16 protein-coding genes are annotated in these 17,070 nt (G+C 70.4%); all 16 read left to right on the top strand.

The genetic code is table 11. The features are described from left to right. The first annotated feature begins 90 nt into the window (after positions 1-90). The 16 genes from ACT26F_RS15040 to ACT26F_RS14965 all read left to right on the top strand — a co-directional run bounded on the left by ACT26F_RS15040 (position 91) and on the right by ACT26F_RS14965 (position 17,069). Positions 91-1,608, top strand: a complete 1,518-nt coding sequence (locus ACT26F_RS15040) for a sugar ABC transporter ATP-binding protein (protein ID WP_471671356.1) — start codon at positions 91-93, stop codon at positions 1,606-1,608. Beyond that, positions 1,605-2,636, top strand: coding sequence for an ABC transporter permease (locus ACT26F_RS15035; RefSeq protein ID WP_471671355.1), 1,032 nt, complete (start codon positions 1,605-1,607; stop codon positions 2,634-2,636). The genes ACT26F_RS15040 and ACT26F_RS15035 overlap by 4 nt, the downstream gene beginning before the upstream one ends. Beyond that, positions 2,633-3,685 (top strand): ABC transporter permease, encoded by a 1,053-nt coding sequence (locus ACT26F_RS15030; RefSeq protein WP_471671354.1) that lies wholly within the window; start codon positions 2,633-2,635, stop codon positions 3,683-3,685. The genes ACT26F_RS15035 and ACT26F_RS15030 overlap by 4 nt, the downstream gene beginning before the upstream one ends. A 3-nt stretch (positions 3,686-3,688) precedes the next feature. Then, positions 3,689-4,714 carry a rhamnose ABC transporter substrate-binding protein gene (gene rhaS / locus ACT26F_RS15025; RefSeq protein WP_471671353.1) on the top strand — a complete coding sequence of 342 codons (1,026 nt, stop codon included), beginning with the start codon at positions 3,689-3,691 and terminating at the stop codon, positions 4,712-4,714. A gap of 104 nt (positions 4,715-4,818) precedes the next feature. Continuing rightward, entirely contained in the window at positions 4,819-5,142 is a 324-nt protein-coding gene (locus ACT26F_RS15020; RefSeq protein ID WP_471671352.1) for an L-rhamnose mutarotase, read from the top strand. A gap of 54 nt (positions 5,143-5,196) precedes the next feature. Further along, positions 5,197-6,378, top strand: coding sequence for an L-rhamnose isomerase (rhaI, locus tag ACT26F_RS15015; RefSeq protein ID WP_471671351.1), 1,182 nt, complete (start codon positions 5,197-5,199; stop codon positions 6,376-6,378). Between the two features lie 9 nt (positions 6,379-6,387). Then, entirely contained in the window at positions 6,388-8,421 is a 2,034-nt protein-coding gene (locus tag ACT26F_RS15010) for a bifunctional aldolase/short-chain dehydrogenase (RefSeq protein WP_471671350.1), read from the top strand. After that, entirely contained in the window at positions 8,421-9,872 is a 1,452-nt protein-coding gene (locus tag ACT26F_RS15005) for a rhamnulokinase (protein ID WP_471671349.1), read from the top strand. The genes ACT26F_RS15010 and ACT26F_RS15005 overlap by 1 nt, the downstream gene beginning before the upstream one ends. 35 nt (positions 9,873-9,907) lie before the next feature. Next, positions 9,908-10,609, top strand: a complete 702-nt coding sequence (locus ACT26F_RS15000) for a (Fe-S)-binding protein (RefSeq protein WP_471671696.1) — start codon at positions 9,908-9,910, stop codon at positions 10,607-10,609. Next, a complete protein-coding gene (locus tag ACT26F_RS14995; protein WP_471671348.1) occupies positions 10,606-12,108 on the top strand; it encodes a lactate utilization protein B in 1,503 nt (500 codons plus the stop codon). The genes ACT26F_RS15000 and ACT26F_RS14995 overlap by 4 nt, the downstream gene beginning before the upstream one ends. Continuing rightward, on the top strand, positions 12,105-12,764 hold the full coding sequence (locus ACT26F_RS14990; RefSeq protein ID WP_471671347.1) for a LutC/YkgG family protein: 660 nt from the start codon (positions 12,105-12,107) through the stop codon (positions 12,762-12,764). The genes ACT26F_RS14995 and ACT26F_RS14990 overlap by 4 nt, the downstream gene beginning before the upstream one ends. A gap of 32 nt (positions 12,765-12,796) precedes the next feature. Further along, on the top strand, positions 12,797-13,258 hold the full coding sequence (locus ACT26F_RS14985) for a hypothetical protein (RefSeq protein WP_471671346.1): 462 nt from the start codon (positions 12,797-12,799) through the stop codon (positions 13,256-13,258). Positions 13,259-13,311: 53 nt separating this feature from the next. Beyond that, a complete protein-coding gene (locus tag ACT26F_RS14980) occupies positions 13,312-13,968 on the top strand; it encodes a hypothetical protein (protein WP_471671345.1) in 657 nt (218 codons plus the stop codon). Continuing rightward, on the top strand, positions 13,955-14,560 hold the full coding sequence (locus tag ACT26F_RS14975; protein WP_471671344.1) for a TetR/AcrR family transcriptional regulator: 606 nt from the start codon (positions 13,955-13,957) through the stop codon (positions 14,558-14,560). Before ACT26F_RS14980 ends, ACT26F_RS14975 begins: the two co-directional genes overlap by 14 nt. 52 nt (positions 14,561-14,612) lie before the next feature. Then, positions 14,613-14,996, top strand: coding sequence for a DUF1304 domain-containing protein (locus ACT26F_RS14970; protein ID WP_471671343.1), 384 nt, complete (start codon positions 14,613-14,615; stop codon positions 14,994-14,996). A gap of 111 nt (positions 14,997-15,107) precedes the next feature. Next, positions 15,108-17,069, top strand: a complete 1,962-nt coding sequence (locus ACT26F_RS14965; protein ID WP_471671342.1) for a CotH kinase family protein — start codon at positions 15,108-15,110, stop codon at positions 17,067-17,069. Position 17,070: the final 1 nt, after the last annotated feature.

The following is a 17,070-nucleotide window of genomic DNA, read 5'->3' as shown; positions in this document are numbered from 1 at the left end:
GTTTGTGACGCGGGTCATATGGTGTGGGTCACCTGTTGAATCGTTTTAATCACACGTTCCAACTTCGCACGAAAGCCTCACGGAGACCACATGAGTTCACGCTCCACCGCACCGGTGCTCGAGCTCGTCGACGTTCGCAAGACGTTCGGCTCGGTCGTCGCGCTCGCGAACGGCAGCCTGACGGTCCATCCCGGATCGATCCACGCGCTCGTCGGCGAGAACGGCGCGGGCAAGTCGACGCTCGTCAAGATCGTCGCCGGGCTGTACCGCCGCGACGCCGGCGCCTTCCGCTTCCGGGGTGAGGACGTCGACTTCGGCTCGACCGCCGAGTCCAAGAACGCCGGCATCGCCGTCATCTACCAGGAACCGACGCTGTTCCCCGACCTGTCGGTCACGGAGAACATCTTCATGGGCCGCCAGCTGCTCGGACGCGGCCGTCGCATCGACAAGGCGGCCATGCACGCCGAGGCCGCCGCGATCTTCGCGCGCCTCGGCGTCAAGCTGGACCCGCGCCGCATCGCCCGGGGCCTGTCGATCGCCGACCAGCAGATCATCGAGATCGCGAAGGCCATCTCCCTCGACGCACACCTGCTGATCATGGACGAGCCCACGGCCGCCCTCAGCGGCGTCGAGGTCGAGCGCCTCTTCGCCGTCGCGCGCAGCCTGCGCGACGAGGGCCGCGGCATCGTCTTCATCTCGCACCGCTTCGACGAGGTGTTCTCGTTGTGCGACACGATCACCGTGATGCGCGACGGCGAGTACATCGCCACCGCCACGACCGCCGAGACGTCCGTCGACGCGATCGTGCAGCAGATGGTCGGCCGCGAGGTCTCCGACCTGTTCCCGAAGACGCCCGCCCCCATCGGCGACGTCGTCCTCGAGGTGCGGGGCCTGCAGTCGGCGGGCGTCTTCCACGACGTCTCGTTCCAGATCCGCTCCGGTGAGATCGTCGGTCTCGCCGGCCTCGTGGGCGCCGGTCGCAGCGAGATCGCCCGCGCCGTGTTCGGCGTCGACCACTACGACGCTGGCACCGTCACCCTGGCCGGCCGGGTCATCCCCGGCGGCAACCCGAGCGCGGCCATCCGCGCCGGCATGGCGTTCATCCCCGAGGACCGACGCCAGCAGGGGCTCGTCACGGAGGCGTCCATCGCGCGCAACGTCGCGAGCGTCATCCGCGGCCAGCTGACGCGTGCCGGCCTCATCACGTCCCGCGCCGAGAACGTCGCGGCGGGCCCGTGGGCGGGCCGGCTCGAGGTCAAGACCAACGCGCTGTCGATGAAGGCCGCCACGATGAGCGGCGGCAACCAGCAGAAGGTCGTCATCGCCAAGTGGCTCGCGACGAACCCCCGGCTGCTGATCATCGACGAGCCCACCCGCGGCATCGACGTCGGCACCAAGGCCGAGGTCCACCGCCTGCTGTCGGACCTGGCCGGACAGGGCATGGCGATCGTCATGATCTCGTCCGAGCTGCCCGAGGTGCTCGGCATGGCCGATCGCGTCCTCGTCGTCTCCGAAGGCCGGATCAGCGGTGAGTTCAGCCGCGACGAGGCCACCCCCGAGGCGATCATGCTCGCCGCCACCGCCCAGACCGAGGGGGCTTCGGCATGACCGAGACACTCGTCCACCCGAGCGAGCAGTCCGCCTCGAAGCGGCTGCTCAACGACATCCTGCGCTCGCGCGAGATCGCGATCGCCCTCGTGCTGGTCGCCGTCATCGCGGCCGCGACGGCGAAGAACCCGAGCTTCCTGTTCAGCGCGAACGGCTGGCGCGACCTGTGGCTGACGCCGTCGATCCTCGTGCTCGTCGCGATCGGCCAGGCCGTCGTCATCATCACGCGCAACGTCGACCTGTCCGTCGGCTCGATCCTGGGCATGTCGGCCTACCTGACCGGCACCCTGTTCGTCGACCACCCCGGCATCCCGATCATCGTCGTGATGCTCGCCGGTGCCGCGCTGGGGCTGCTGCTCGGGCTCATCAACGGCGGGCTCGTCGCCTTCGGCCGCGTCCCGGCCCTGGTGATCACCCTCGGCACGATGTACATCTACCGCGGCATCGTCCTGACGTGGGCCGGCAGCAACCGGATCAACGCGTCCGACATGCCGAAGGAGTTCCTCAACCTCGGCACGAAGTCGCTCCTGACGATCCCGATCCTGACGATCATCGCCCTGCTCGCCCTCATCGCGGTCGGCTACTACCTCAGCACCGCCCGCGGTGGCCGTGAGATGTACGCGATCGGCTCCGACCCCGACGCCGCCGACCTCTACGGCCTGCGCGTCAACCGCCGGATCGTCGCGGCGTTCGCGCTGTGCGGCGCCCTCTCGGGTCTGGCCGGCGTGCTCTACGCGGCGCGCTACGGCACCGTCAGCTCGAGCGCCGGCAGCGGCTGGGAGCTGCAGGCGGTCGGCGCGGCCGTCATCGGAGGCGTCGCGATCTTCGGCGGCAGCGGCACGGTGTGGGGCGCTGCCATCGGCGCGATGCTCCTGCTCACGATCAACCGGGCCCTGCCCATCCTCGGCGTGCCCGACTTCTGGCAGCGCGCCGTCGTCGGCGCGCTGATCCTGGGCGCCATCGTGCTCGACCGCTGGCTGTCGACGCGACAAGACCGCAAGCTCCTCGAAGCGAGGGATGAAGCATGACCACGACCATCACGACCCATCCCGTCCGGTCGTACGCCGCGTACGACAAGCCCTGGTGGCGGCGCTCCCTGATCACCGGCGAGGTCGCGATCATCGCGCTGGTCGTCCTCGTGTGGATCTGGGCGACCGCCGGCGTGCCGAACTTCGACAGCCCGCTGACCCTGAAGTACCTGCTGCTGGACATCACGCCGCTGCTGCTCATCGCGCTGCCGATGACGTTCATCATCATCACCGGCGAGATCGACCTCTCGGTGGCCAGCACGGTGGGCCTGTCGAGCGTCCTCGTCGGCATCCTGCACCAGGACGCCGGCATGGGGATCCCGATGGCCGCCCTCGTCGCGATCCTCGTCGGCGTCCTGTGCGGAGCGTTCAACGGCTTCCTCGTCGCGTACGTCGGCCTGCCGTCGCTCGCGGTCACGATCGGCACGCTGGCGCTCTACCGCGGTCTCGCGGTGGGGCTGCTCGGCACGACGGCGGTCACGGACTTCCCCGAGAAGTGGACCGACCTGGCCAGCCAGACCTTCGGCTCCTCGATGATCCCGATCGTCATGATCCCGGTCGCGGTGCTCATCGTGGTGTTCGCGGTCCTGCTGCACTTCACCCCGTTCGGTCGCGGCGTCTTCGACATCGGCCTGAACGACGAGGCCGCGCACTTCACGGGCGTCGACGTCGCCCGCACGAAGCTGATCCTGTTCGCGCTCGCCGGTGCCGTCTCGGCCCTGGCCGGCGTCTACTACACGCTGCGCTACGGCAGCGCCCGCGGCGACAACGCGACGGGCATGGAGCTCCAGGTGATCGCCGCGGTCCTGCTCGGCGGCGTCTCGATCTTCGGCGGCCGCGGCGCCCTGCACGGCGTCGTCGCCGGCGTCGTCCTCATCGGCGTCATCTCGTCGGCACTGCGCCTCGACGGGGTCACCGTGAACGTCATCAACATCATCATCGGGCTGCTGCTGATCGCCTCGGTGATGTCCACCAGTGTCCTGGGAGCGGTCAACCGTTGGCGCTCCCACCGCAACGCCACGAGCGGCGTGGCCAAAGAGAGAAGGTAAGAAATGAAGTTCCCCCGTAGGCGCGCCGCGGCACTTGCCGCCGTTGCGCTCAGCTCCGCGCTGTTCCTCAGCGCGTGCGGTGGTTCGGACGACGACGGCGACTCGAACGCCTCCGGCGACGCGACCGTCACGTTCCTGCCCAAGAACCTCGGCAACCCGTACTTCGACACCAGCAGCAAGGGTGGCAAGGCGGCCGTCGCGGAGTTCGGCGGCACGTTCGACGAGGTCGGCCCGCAGGAGCCCACGCCCGACGGCCAGGTGCAGTACATCAACACCGCCGCCCAGCAGGGTGTCAGCGCGCTCGTCGTCTCGGCGAACGACCCGAAGGCCATCTGCGACGCGCTGAACGAGGCGCGCGACGCCGGCACCAAGGTCGTCACGTTCGACTCCGACACCAACGCCGACTGCCGCGACCTGTTCATCAACCAGGCGACGTCCGAGGGCATCGCCAAGGCGCAGATCGACCTGATCGCCGAGCAGATCGGCGACAAGGGCGAGATCGCGATCCTGTCGGCCTCGGCCAACGCCACGAACCAGAACGCGTGGATCGACCTGATGAAGAAGGAGCTCGCCGCGAGCCACCCCGACATCAAGCTCGTCGACACGGTCTACGGCGACGACGACGACCAGAAGTCGTTCGACCAGACGGCGGCCCTGCTGCAGTCGCACCCGAACCTCAAGGGCATCATCTCGCCCACGACGGTCGGCATCGCCGCGGCGGCCCGCTACCTGTCCGACTCGGACTTCAAGGGCAAGGTCGCGCTGACCGGTCTCGGCACGCCGAACCAGATGCGTGAGTACGTCAAGGACGGCACCGTCACCGCGTTCGCGCTGTGGAACCCCGAGGATCTGGGCTACCTGGCCGCCTTCGCCGCCGATGCGCTCGTGAAGGGCGACATCAAGGGCGAGGAGGGCGACACGTTCAAGGCCGGCAAGCTCGGTGAGTTCACCGTGGGCGCCGACGCCACGGTCCTGCTCGGCGATCCGTACGTGTTCAACGCCGACAACATCGACGACTTCGACTTCTGAGTCGACGTCACCCCAGGGCCCCGGCCGGCCATCCCGTCTCTCCGGCCGGCCGGGGCCCCACCCCCTCCTCTGCACCACCACCTCCACCCCGAAGGGACGTCACCATGGCGCGCACGTGCTTCCAGCTCCAGGTCCGACCCGAGCGGCTCGACGAGTACGTCGCACGACATGCCGACGTCTGGACCGAGATGCGCGAGGCGCTCTCGGCCGCCGGGTGGACCAACTACTCCCTCTTCCTGCGTGAGGACGGTCTGCTCATCGGCTACGTCGAGGCAGAGCCGTCGATCGAGGCGGCGCAGGCCGCGATGGACGCCACCGAGGTCAACGCCCGGTGGCAGGCCGAGATGGCGCCCTTCTTCGTCGATCTCGACGGCGACCGGCCCGACACCGGCTTCGTCCAGCTCCGCGAGATCTTCCACCTCGACTGACCAGCTTCCTCCGCTCCCTTTCCGACCCCCTCGATTGAATCGTTACAATCGACCGTGAGAACCGAGATGACGATGACGAACTTCGACCAGATCGCACCCCTCCTCGAGGGCCAGGCCATCGAGGTCCCCTCCTGGGCCTACGGCAACTCCGGCACCCGCTTCAAGGTGTTCGGCACGCCTGGCACCCCGCGGACCGTCGAGGAGAAGATCGCCGACGCAGCGACCGTCCACCGGTTCACCGGACTGGCCCCGAGCGTGGCCCTGCACATCCCGTGGGACCTCGTCGACGACTTCGCCGCCCTGCGCCGGTTCGCCGAGGACCACGGCATCGCGCTCGGCACGATCAACTCGAACACCTTCCAGGACGACGACTACAAGCTCGGCGCCCTCACGCACACGGACGCGAAGATCCGGCAGAAGGCGATCGACCACCACTTCGAGTGCATCGACGTCATGGACGCCACAGGCTCGCGCGACCTGAAGATCTGGCTCGCCGAGGGCTCGAACTACCCCGGCCAGGCCGACATGCGCGGTCGCCAGGACCGCCTGCAGGAGTCGCTGCAGACGATCTACGACCAGCTCGGCGACGACCAGCGCCTCGTGCTGGAGTACAAGTTCTTCGAGCCGGCGTTCTACCACACGGACGTCCCGGACTGGGGCACGTCGTACGTGCAGGTGGCCGCCCTCGGCGAGCGCGCGATGGTGTGCCTCGACACGGGCCACCACGCACCCGGCACCAACATCGAGTTCATCGTCGCCCAGCTGCTGCGCCTCGGGAAGCTCGGCTCGTTCGACTTCAACAGCCGCTTCTACGCCGACGACGACCTCATCGTCGGCGCGGCCGACCCCTTCCAGCTGTTCCGGATCCTGTTCGAGTGCATCCGTGGCGGCGGCTTCGGCCCCGGCAGCGACGTGGCCTACATGCTCGACCAGTGCCACAACATCGAGAAGAAGATCCCCGGTCAGATCCGCTCGGTGCTCAACGTGCAGGAGATGACCGCGCGCGCCCTGCTGGTCGACCGTGAGGCGCTGACCGCGGCGCAGGAGTCCGGCGACGTGCTCGGCGCGAACGCCGTCTTCATGGACGCCTTCTACACCGACGTGCGGCCGGGCCTGGCCGCGTGGCGCGAGCAGCGCGGGCTGCCCGCCGATCCCGTGGCCGCGTACGCCGCGAGCGGGTACCAGGAGCAGATCGAGACCGAACGAGTCGGCGGCACCCAGGCCGGCTGGAACTGAGAGAAGAACATGTCGAACACCGCAGCAGAGCTGATCGCCCGGTCCAACGCGCTGGGCGCCGATCCGAAGAACACCAACTACGCCGGCGGCAACACCTCCGCCAAGGGCACCGAGACCGACCCGGTCACCGGTGAGGACGTCGAGCTGCTCTGGGTCAAGGGCTCCGGCGGCGACCTCGGCACGCTGACCGAGTCCGGTCTGGCCGTCCTGCGCCTGGACCGCATGCGCGCGCTCGTCGACGTCTACCCGGGCGTCGACCGCGAGGACGAGATGGTCGCCGCGTTCGACTACTGCCTGCACGGCAAGGGCGGCGCCGCCCCCAGCATCGACACCGCGATGCACGGCCTCGTCGACGCCGCGCACGTCGACCACCTGCACCCCGACTCCGGCATCGCGATCGCGACGGCCGCCGACGGCGAGCAGCTGACCGAGGCCATCTTCGGCGACAAGGTCGTGTGGGTGCCGTGGCGTCGCCCCGGCTTCCAGCTCGGCCTCGACATCGCCGAGATCAAGGAGAAGAGCCCGCAGGCGATCGGCTGCATCCTCGGCGGCCACGGCATCACCGCGTGGGGCGACACGAGCGACGAGGCGCAGGCCAACTCGCTGTGGATCATCGACACTGCCGCGGCGTACATCGCCGAGCACAGCACGGCGGAGCCCTTCGGCCCCGCCCTCGCGGGCTACGGCGCACTGCCCGAGGCCGAGCGTCGCGCCAAGGCCGCCGCCCTCGCGCCGACGATCCGCGGCATCGCCAGCCAGGACCGGCCGATGGTCGGACACTTCGCCGACACCGACGTGGTGCTCGACTTCCTCGCCGCCGCCGAGCACCCGCGGCTCGCCGAGCTCGGCACGTCGTGCCCCGACCACTTCCTGCGCACCAAGGTCAAGCCGCTCGTGCTCGACCTGCCGGCCGATGCCAGCGTCGAGGACTCGATCGCCCGCCTCCAGGAGCTCGCCGTCTCGTACCGCGAGGACTACCAGGGCTACTACGACCGCAACGCGACCCCGGAGTCGCCGGCCATCCGTGGCGCCGACCCGCTCATCGTGCTGGTCCCGGGCGTCGGCATGTTCAGCTACGGCAAGGACAAGCAGACCGCCCGCGTCGCCGGCGAGTTCTACACCAACGCGATCAACGTGATGCGCGGCGCCGAGGGCCTGTCCACGTACGCCCCGATCGACGAGGCGGAGAAGTTCCGGATCGAGTACTGGGCGCTCGAGGAGGCCAAGCTGCAGCGCATGCCGAAGCCGAAGCCGCTCGCGACCCGCATCGCCCTCGTCACGGGCTCGGCCTCGGGCATCGGCCTTGCCACCGCGAAGAAGCTCGCCGCCGAAGGCGCGTGCGTCGTCATCGCGGACCTCTCGCTGGAGAAGGCGCAGGCCGCCGCGGCCGAGATCGGCACGAGCGACGTCGCGGTCGGCGTCCAGGTCGACGTCTCCGACGCCGCCGCGGTGCAGGCGATGGTCGATGCGGCCGTGCTCGCGTTCGGCGGCATCGACCTGGTCGTCAACAACGCCGGCCTGTCGCTCTCGCGCTCGCTGCTGGAGACCACCGAGAAGGACTGGGACCTGCAGCACGACGTCATGGCCAAGGGCTCGTTCCTGGTCTCGCAGGCCACCGCGAAGGCCATGATCGACCAGGGCCTCGGTGGCGACATCGTCTACATCTCGTCCAAGAACTCGATCTTCGCCGGCCCGAACAACGTCGCCTACGGCGCCGCCAAGGCCGACCAGGCCCACCAGGTGCGCCTGCTCGCGGCCGAGTTGGGCGAGCACGGGATCAAGGTCAACGGCGTCAACCCCGACGGCGTCGTCCAGGGCTCGGGCATCTTCGCGAGCGGCTGGGGCGCGAACCGCGCGGCCGTCTACGGCGTCGACGAGAAGGATCTGGGCAAGTTCTACGCCCAGCGCACGATCCTCAAGCGCGAGGTCCTGCCGGAGCACATCGCCAACGCGGTCTTCGTGCTCTGCTCCCCCGAACTCACCCACACCACCGGCCTCCACGTCCCGGTGGACGCGGGTGTCGCCGCCGCGTTCCTGCGCTGATGACCTCCTCCCCATCAGCCCGGACGGCGGCGCTCGCCGCGGTCGACCTCGGCGCGTCCAGTGGACGCGTCGTGGTCGGCCGTGTCGGGCCAGACACCCTCGACCTGCACGAGGTGGCGCGCTTCGAGAACGCGCCCGTGCACCTGCCCGACGGCCTGCACTGGGACCTCGTCGGGCTGTACCACCACGCCTTCGAGGGCCTGCGTGCCGCAGTGCACGAGACCCACGGCCAGCTGGCCTCCGTCGCGGTCGACTCATGGGCCGTCGACTACGGCCTGCTGCGGCACGGCTCGCTGCTCGGCACCCCGTTCCACTACCGCGACAGCCGCACCGCGACGGGCGTCGAGCTGGTCCACGACCGGGTCCCGTTCGAGCGCCTCTACGAGGTGAACGGGCTGCAGTTCCTGCCCTTCAACACGATCTACCAGCTGGCCGCCGAGCCCCTGCTCGACGTGGCCGACGGCCTGCTGCTCGTGCCCGACCTCATCGGCTACTGGCTGACCGGCCGGCGCGTCGCCGAGCGCACGAACGCCTCCACGACGGGCCTCCTGGACGCCAGGACCGGACAGTGGAGCGAGGGTCTGCTGGACGCCGCGGGAGTCGACCGCGGCCTGCTGCCCGATCTCGCCGATCCGGGTGACCGGCTCGGTCCGGTCCGCGACGAGCTGCTGCAGTTCCTCGGCACCCGCGCCCTCGACGTGACGCTCGTCGGGTCGCACGACACCGCCTCGGCGGTCGTCGGCGTCCCGATCACGAGCGACTCCGCCGCGTGGATCTCGTGCGGCACGTGGGGCCTCGTCGGTCTGGAACTGGACGCCCCCGTCGTCACCGCCGAGAGCCGCGCCGCGAACTTCACGAACGAGGGCGGCGTCGACGGTCGCACCCGGTTCCTCACCAACGTCATGGGCACGTGGCTGCTCAGCGAGACGCTGCGCTCGTGGGAGCGCGCCGACGGGACGAAGCCCGACCTCGGCGTGCTGCTCAAGGCCGCGAAGGCGGTCGAGCCGCGCGACGCGACCGTGTTCGACGTGCAGGACCCCCGCTTCGTGCCGCCGGGCGACATGCCGGGCCGGATCGCCGCGTGGTGCGGCGAGCGCGGCCTGCGCGCCCCCGTCGACAAGCCGGCGATCGTCCGCAGCATCGTCGAGTCGATCGCGCAGGGCTTCGCCGATGCGCTCGGCGCGGCCGCCGCGCTGTCGGGACGCGCGATCGACGTGGTCCACGTCGTCGGCGGCGGCTCGCTCAACGACCTGCTGTGCCAGGCGACCGCCGACCGCAGCGGGCATCCCGTGCTGGCCGGTCCCGTCGAGGCGACGGCGATCGGCAACCTCGTCGTCCAGGCGCGCACCGTGGGCGCCCTGTCCGGATCGCTCGAGGACCTGCGCGAGCTCGTCGCCCGCACGCACGAACCCCGGCGCTTCGACCCGAAGAGTGCGAAGGTCGGATCGTGAGAGTTGCCCTCTTCGCGACGTGCTTCAACGACCTCATGTGGCCCGAGACGCCACGCGCCGTCGTGAAGCTGCTGCGCCGACTCGGCGTCGAGGTCGAGTTCCCGGTCGAGCAGACGTGCTGCGGGCAGATGTTCACGAACACGGGCTACGCGAAGGAGGCCGTGCCGACGGTGCGCAACTTCGTCGACACCTTCGCCGACTACGACGCCGTGATCGCGCCCTCGGCCTCGTGCGTCGGCTCGGTGCGCCACCAGCACGCGGACGTCGCGCGGCGCAGCGGTGACCGGGCGCTGGCCTCCGGGGTCGCCACCGTCGCCCCGAAGGTGCACGAGCTCAGCGAGTTCCTCGTCGACGTGCTGGGCGTGACCGACGTCGGCGCGTACTTCCCGCACCGCGTGACGTACCACCCGACGTGCCACTCGCTGCGGATGCTGCGGGTCGGCGACCGGCCGCTCTCGCTGCTGCGTGCCGTCAGGGGCATCGACCTCGTCGAGCTGCCCGCGGCCGACCAGTGCTGCGGGTTCGGCGGCACGTTCGCCATGAAGAACTCCGACACGTCCGTCGCGATGGGTGGCGACAAGGCGCGCCACATCCGCGAGACCGGCGCCGAGGTCGTCGTCGCCGGCGACAACTCGTGCCTCGCCCAGATCGGCGGACTGCTCTCGCGCGAGCGCAGCGGCGTCCGCACGGTGCACCTGGCCGAGATCCTCGCCTCGACCGAGCAGGACCCGGCATGAGTCACGCGAGCCTGCCCCACGTGGGCGTCACGAAGGCGTTCCTCGGGATGCCGAAGTTCCAGACGGCCGCCAAGACCGAGCTGGCCAACCCCGTCCAGCGCCGCAACCTCGCCCACGCGACCGGGATCATCCGCGACAAGCGGCTCAAGGTCGTCGCCGAGATCGACGACTGGGAGGGCATGCGGCACGCCGCGGAGGCGATCAAGAACCGCGCCCTGTTCGACCTCGACCACCAGCTGGAGCTGTTCGAGCAGCACGCCACCGCGGCCGGCGCGACGGTCCACTGGGCCCGCGACGCCGAGGAGGCCAACGCGATCGTCGTCGGCATCGCCCGCGCCAAGGGCGCCCGCGAGGTCGTCAAGGTCAAGTCGATGGCGACGCAGGAGATCGAGCTGAACGAGGCGCTCGAGCAGGCCGGCATCTCCGCCTGGGAGACCGACCTCGCCGAGCTGATCGTCCAGCTCGGCGACGACCTGCCGAGCCACATCCTCGTCCCCGCGATCCACCGCAACCGCGCCGAGGTCCGCGAGATCTTCCTGCGCCGCATGAAGGAGGTCGGCCGGCCCGCGCCGGAGGACCTCACGGACGAGCCGCGCGAGCTGGCCGAGGCCGCCCGCCTGCACCTGCGCGAGAAGTTCCTGCGCGCCGAGGTCGCGGTCTCGGGCGCGAACTTCGCGGTCGCCGAGACCGGCAGCCTCGTCGTGGTCGAGTCCGAGGGCAACGGGCGGATGTGCCTGACCCTGCCCGAGACGCTCATCTCGGTGGTCGGCATCGAGAAGGTGCTGCCGACGTGGCGCGACCTCGAGGTCATGCTCCAGGTCCTGCCGCGCAGCAGCACGGGCGAGCGCGAGAACCCGTACACCTCGATCTGGACGGGCCGGTCCCCCGGCGACGGACCCCAGGACCTGCACATCGTGCTGCTCGACAACGGCCGGACGAACGTCCTCGCGGACGAGGTCGGCCGGGCGGCGCTGCGCTGCATCCGCTGCTCCGCGTGCCTCAACGTGTGCCCCGTGTACGAGCGCGCCGGCGGGCACGCGTACGGCTCCGTCTACCCCGGCCCGATCGGCGCGATCCTGACGCCGCAGCTGCGGGGGACCTCGAGCGAGGTCGACCAGTCGCTGCCCTACGCCTCGAGCCTGTGTGGCGCGTGCTTCGACGCGTGCCCCGTGCGGATCGACATCCCCACGATCCTCGTCCACCTGCGCACACGCGTCGTCGACGAGCACCGCGGCGGGCTGCCGTCGGCCGAGGAGGCCGGCATGCGCGCGATGGCGTGGATGTTCGCGGACCACAAGCGGTTCGAGCTCGCCGAGAAGGCCGCCACGACCGGCGGCAAGGCGCTGCGCTCGAAGGCGCTCGGTCGCAAGGAGGTGCTGCGCAACCTGCCGTTCCCGCTCACGGCGTGGAGCGGCGCCCGCGACGTCCCCGTCCCCCCGACCGAGTCCTTCCGCGCCTGGTGGGACCGCACCGACGGCGGCACGCAGGAGGACTCATGAGCGCCCAGGCACCGCGAGTGGCGGCGATGAGCGCGCGCGAGGAGATCCTCGGGCGCGTGCGGGCGGCCCTCGCGGACCGGCCCGAGGTGCCGGAGGTGCCGTGGACCTACGGTCAGCCGGTCTCGACGGGCGATCGCGACACCGTCGCGAGGTTCGTCGAGCGGGTCGAGGACTACCAGGCCGTCGTGGACCGGGTCCCGTTGGCGGAAGCCGGCTCCGCGATCGCCGCCGCCCTCGCGTCGCACGGCGCGACGACGGTCGTCGCCGACGCGTCCTTCCGCGAGTTGTGGCCGTCCGACGCTCCGGTCGAGTGGGTGCAGGACGACGGGCTCTCGGCCACGGCGCTGAACGACGTCTCTGCCGTCGCGACGACGTGCGCCGTCGGCATCGCCAACACCGGCACGATCGTCCTCGACCACGGCCCCGGCCAGGGCCGCCGCGCACTGTCCCTCGTGCCCGACGTGCACCTCTGCGTCGTCACCGCGGACCAGATCGTCTCCGACGTCCCCGAGGCCGTCGCCCGCCTCGTCGACGCCGGCTCCTCCACGCGACCGCTCACGTGGATCAGTGGACCGAGCGCCACGAGCGACATCGAGCTCGACCGCGTCGAGGGCGTCCACGGTCCCCGGACGCTGCACGTCATCGTCGTCGACTGAGACAGGGGCGCACGTTCGTGCGATCCTGACGCATGTCCTCGGCCCTGGCGACGTGGTCTCGTGTGCTGCTGATCGTGCTGTGGGTGCTCGTCGGGCTCGTGACGGTCGTGCTCGGGTTCGCCGGCTTCATGATCATCAGCGACGAGGCGCGCCACGGCGAGGACTGGGACGGGCTCGGCACCTTCCTCGGGCTGATCCTCGGCGGCGGCGCCCTGGTCACGCTGGTCATCCTCGTCACGTTGGCCCTGCTGGCCCGCTCCGGGCGCCGTCGCTCGAGCCGCCGACGGATCCTCGTCGCGGCGAGCCTTTCACTCCTGCCAGCCGGGGCGTTCCTGCTCTGGGCGTGCACGCTGGCCGTCGACCTCCCGCCGACCGGCAGCGCGGACGCCGGGACCGTGGCGCTCGTCGCGCTCCCGGCCCTCAGCCTGCTCGTCCCCGCTGCGGCCACCCTCGTGGCGCTCGCGTCGGAGGCCCGCGACCACACAACGACCTGACCGGGCCCGGCAGCGATTCTTTACTGGAACGCGCATTCCAGTATTGTGGGGACATGGACACCTGGACGCTGCGCGACCGCGGGCGCGACCTCGAGGTCGTGGCGCGCGACGGCGAGGTGACGTTCAGCGTCGACGGCGAGGTCGCCGAGGTCCGCCCGGCCGAGGTCCTCGGGACGGTGCGGTGGGACCTCCCGGCCGACGGCCGCGCCGAGGCGGTCAAGGTCGAGCTCGGGTGGCGCGGTGGCATCCGCATGGCCGAGCTCGTCGAGGGAGCCGCTGGTGATCCGCTCGCCCGCCTGCGCACCCCCTTCGTCCCGCCCCCGGGCACCCGCGCACGACGCTGGCACGACCTGCGCGAGTCGCACCCGCACCTGCACGCCGCCCGGCACGTGGTGTTCGCGGTGGTCGGCTTCCTCGGGATCAGCGCGCTCGTCTCGGCGCTCGTCCGACGCGTCGTTCCGGCGATCGACTGGAGCTGGCTGCCGAGCGTCGAGCTTCCCGAACTCTCCCCGCCGCAGTGGCTGCGGTACCTCGACCCGATCACGTGGCTGCGCTCCCTCGTGCCGGATTGGGACTGGTTCGGCTGGGTCCCCGACCTGCCGTGGCAGTTTCTGGTGCCGCTGACCGTGGCGTGCGTCGCGACCGGTCGCGAGATCGCGCGACGACGGCAGCGCGACCAGCGCGAGAGGAGGCACGATGCGGACGGTTGACCCCGAGCGCCATGCCGCCCGCCGCCGCCAGATCCTCGACGGCTCGGCCGCGGCGTTCGCGAGCCGCGGCTTCGACAACACGACGGTCAAGGACCTGTGCGCGAGTGCCGGCGTCGGCTCAGGGACCCTGTTCCACTACTTCGCCGACAAGCGCGCCGTGTTCCACGCGATCCTCGAGGACGACCGGGACAGCACGATCGCCGACCTCGCCGCGATCACGACGGGCGACCGGCGCGATCGGCTCTGGAGCATCGTCGAACGCATGACCGCGGACCTGCGCGACCCGGCCGCCGGGCCGATGATGCTCGCGATCCTCGGCCAGCTCACCGTGGACCCGCGCGTCGGGGAGATCCTCGGCGAGATCGACGCCGCCGCCGAGTCGGTGCTGCGGTCGGCCGTGGAGGTCCTGATCGAACAGGGCGACGTGGACGGGTGGACACCGGCCGAGGCGGCCACGTGGATCCGTTCGATCATCGACGCGCTGTACCTGCGCTGCGCCGACGACGGCTTCTCACCCGAGACCGAGCTCGCGCGGCTGCGCCTCGTCATCGCACGCATGCTCGGATCGCGGTCGACCGCTCAACCCGCGTGACGCCACCGCGCGGCGCCGGGATGCTCGGCGCCCACGGGAGGACGATGGAGGCGTGACCCTGATCGCCCAGATCCTCGCCGCGCTGGCCGCCCTCCTGCACGTCTACATCTTCTGGCTCGAGTCCTTCGCCTGGACCGCCCCCCGCGGGCGGGCGACGTTCGGCACGTCGCCGGCCGAGGCCGAGGCCACTCGGGAGCTCGCGTACAACCAGGGCTTCTACAACCTGTTCCTCGCGATCGTCACCGCGATCGGCATCGGTGCCTGGCTCGCCGGCTCCGACGACGTCGGCCCGGCGCTCGTGCTCGCCGGATGCGGATCGATGCTCGCCGCAGCGGCCGTGCTGCTGCTCAGCTCGCCGGACAAGGCGAGGGCCGCGATCACGCAGGGCACCCTCCCGTTGCTCGCCGTCGCGGCGACCATTCTGGTCCTCGTCTGACCTCCGGCGGTCCACGTCTTCTCACGAAGTCGTTCGAGACCCACCGGTATCATCGGTCCCATGGCGCAGGACCTTGCGTCGGTCCCGTCACCCGCCTGAGGTATCTCCGCGATGAACCGCGCCCGCCGACTCGGCCTCGTCCTCCTGGCCGCCACCGTCGGCGCTGCGACCCTCGCCCTCACCGCCCCGGCCGTCGCAGCCCCGAACGCCAGCACATTGAAGGTCTCGAACTCCCGACCCGTCGCCGGTGAGACCGTGACGGTGAAGGCAAACCTCCCCGGCTCCTTCAAACGTTCACTCCAACTCCAGGCGAAGGTGAACGGTCATTGGAAGATCGTCGCCCGCACGAAGTCGGATGCGCGAGTCAACGCAACGTTCGCCCACCGCGTCGCGACCCGGCCGTCGACGCCGCTGCGCGTCATCGCACCGAAGACCCGGCACGGCGGGAAGTCGCGTGCGGCGCTCTCGAGCCGGGTCGTGACCATCCGACCCCAGTCGCAGGCGATCCGACTCGAAACGCCGCCCACGGCGTCGGCGAACGCCCCGCTGCGCGCCGTTGCGCTTGCTTCACCCGCCCGAACGGGTCGCACCGTCCTGGTCCAGCGCCTCGTCGGGACGCAGTGGCTCACGCAGGCCTCGGGCCGGCAGAACTCCGCTGGTCAGGTCGTCGTCACGCTCCGCCCCCCGACCTCGTCGACCTATCGCGCCGTCGCAGTCGGCGACCGTGGAGCCCCACAGATCGTCAGCCGCTCGGTCTCGGTGCAGGTCGCGACCGTCACCCCGCCGGACCCCGAGCCGACACCGCCCGAGAGTTGCGGCCTGCCCGCAGGCGGGACGGTGCATTGGGGTCAGCGCACCGACGAGAACCCCGATACCCGAGTCGGACGCGTGGAGATCACCACCGAGAACGGCCTGGCAGTGACGAGCAAGACCGACTACTCGCGCGCGACGATGACCGTCACCGATCCCGGTGGAGCCGCGCAGACCGTCACGACGCGGCTGCGGGTCCGTGGTAACAGCACCTCGTGGGTGATGTTCAAGCTCCCCTACAAGGTCAAGTTGGATGCGAAGTCCAGCCTGCTCTCGATGCCGAAGAGCAAGGACTGGGTCCTGTTGGCGAACTTCTACGATCGGTCCCTGCTGCGCAACGACGCTGCCTTCGAGGCGGCGCGCCGGCTGGGCATGCCGTGGGTGCCGCGGATGCGACCGGTCGAGGTGTGGCTCAACGGCACGTACGCCGGGCTCTACCAGTTGGGCGAGGGGATCGAGATCGAGCCGACCCGTGTCGATCTCGCCTCCGGCTCAGCCCTGTTGGAGGCCGACTCCTGGGCTGACGACTCCCCCGCTTTCCGGACACATCAGGGCTTGCAGGTCTTCGTCAAGAACGCCGAGGCCGCCGCCGACCCGATCGTGGCGACCGCCACGGAACGCGTCCGGCGCGCCGAGGACGTGCTCTACTCCGACGACTTCGCCGATCCTGACGGGGGCTACCGCAGTTGCCTCGACGTTGCCTCGTTCGTCGACGCCTACCTGCTGTCCGAGCTGACCAAGAACATTGACTCCAACTTCAACAACAGCGTCTGGATGGTCATGGGAGCGGACGGGAGGATCGCGATGGGACCGGCGTGGGACTTCGACATGAGCATGGGCAATCGGCGTGCCTGCGACATCGACTCGCCCACCACGTGGTTCACGGCCCGGAACTGGTTCGTCGGGCCGATCGACGAGCTCTGCGGAACCTCACAACTGCGTGGGCCCGAGGGCACCTGGTACCACCGGCTGCTCTCCGACCCGGCCTTCGACCAGTTGGTCCGGGAGCGCTGGTCCCAGGTACGCGATGCGCTGGCCGGCCTGCCCGACCACGTCGACGCGATGGCCGCTGAGATCTCGCCCGCCGCGACCCACACGTTCACGCCGCTCGATCAGGGCGGGGCGGGCAACCCGCTCACGAACACCATCGTGGAGGATCCGCTCGACCACGTGTTCCAGGGCTCATGGCCCGCCGAGGCCACCACGTTGTCCTCGTGGCTCGCGGCGCGCATCGCGTGGCTCGACGAACAGTACGCCGACTGAA

It is taken from the genome of Aeromicrobium sp. SP1, assembly GCF_055663785.1.
Note: the sequence above shows the minus strand (reverse complement) of the source record. Positions and strands in the feature narration are given on the sequence as shown.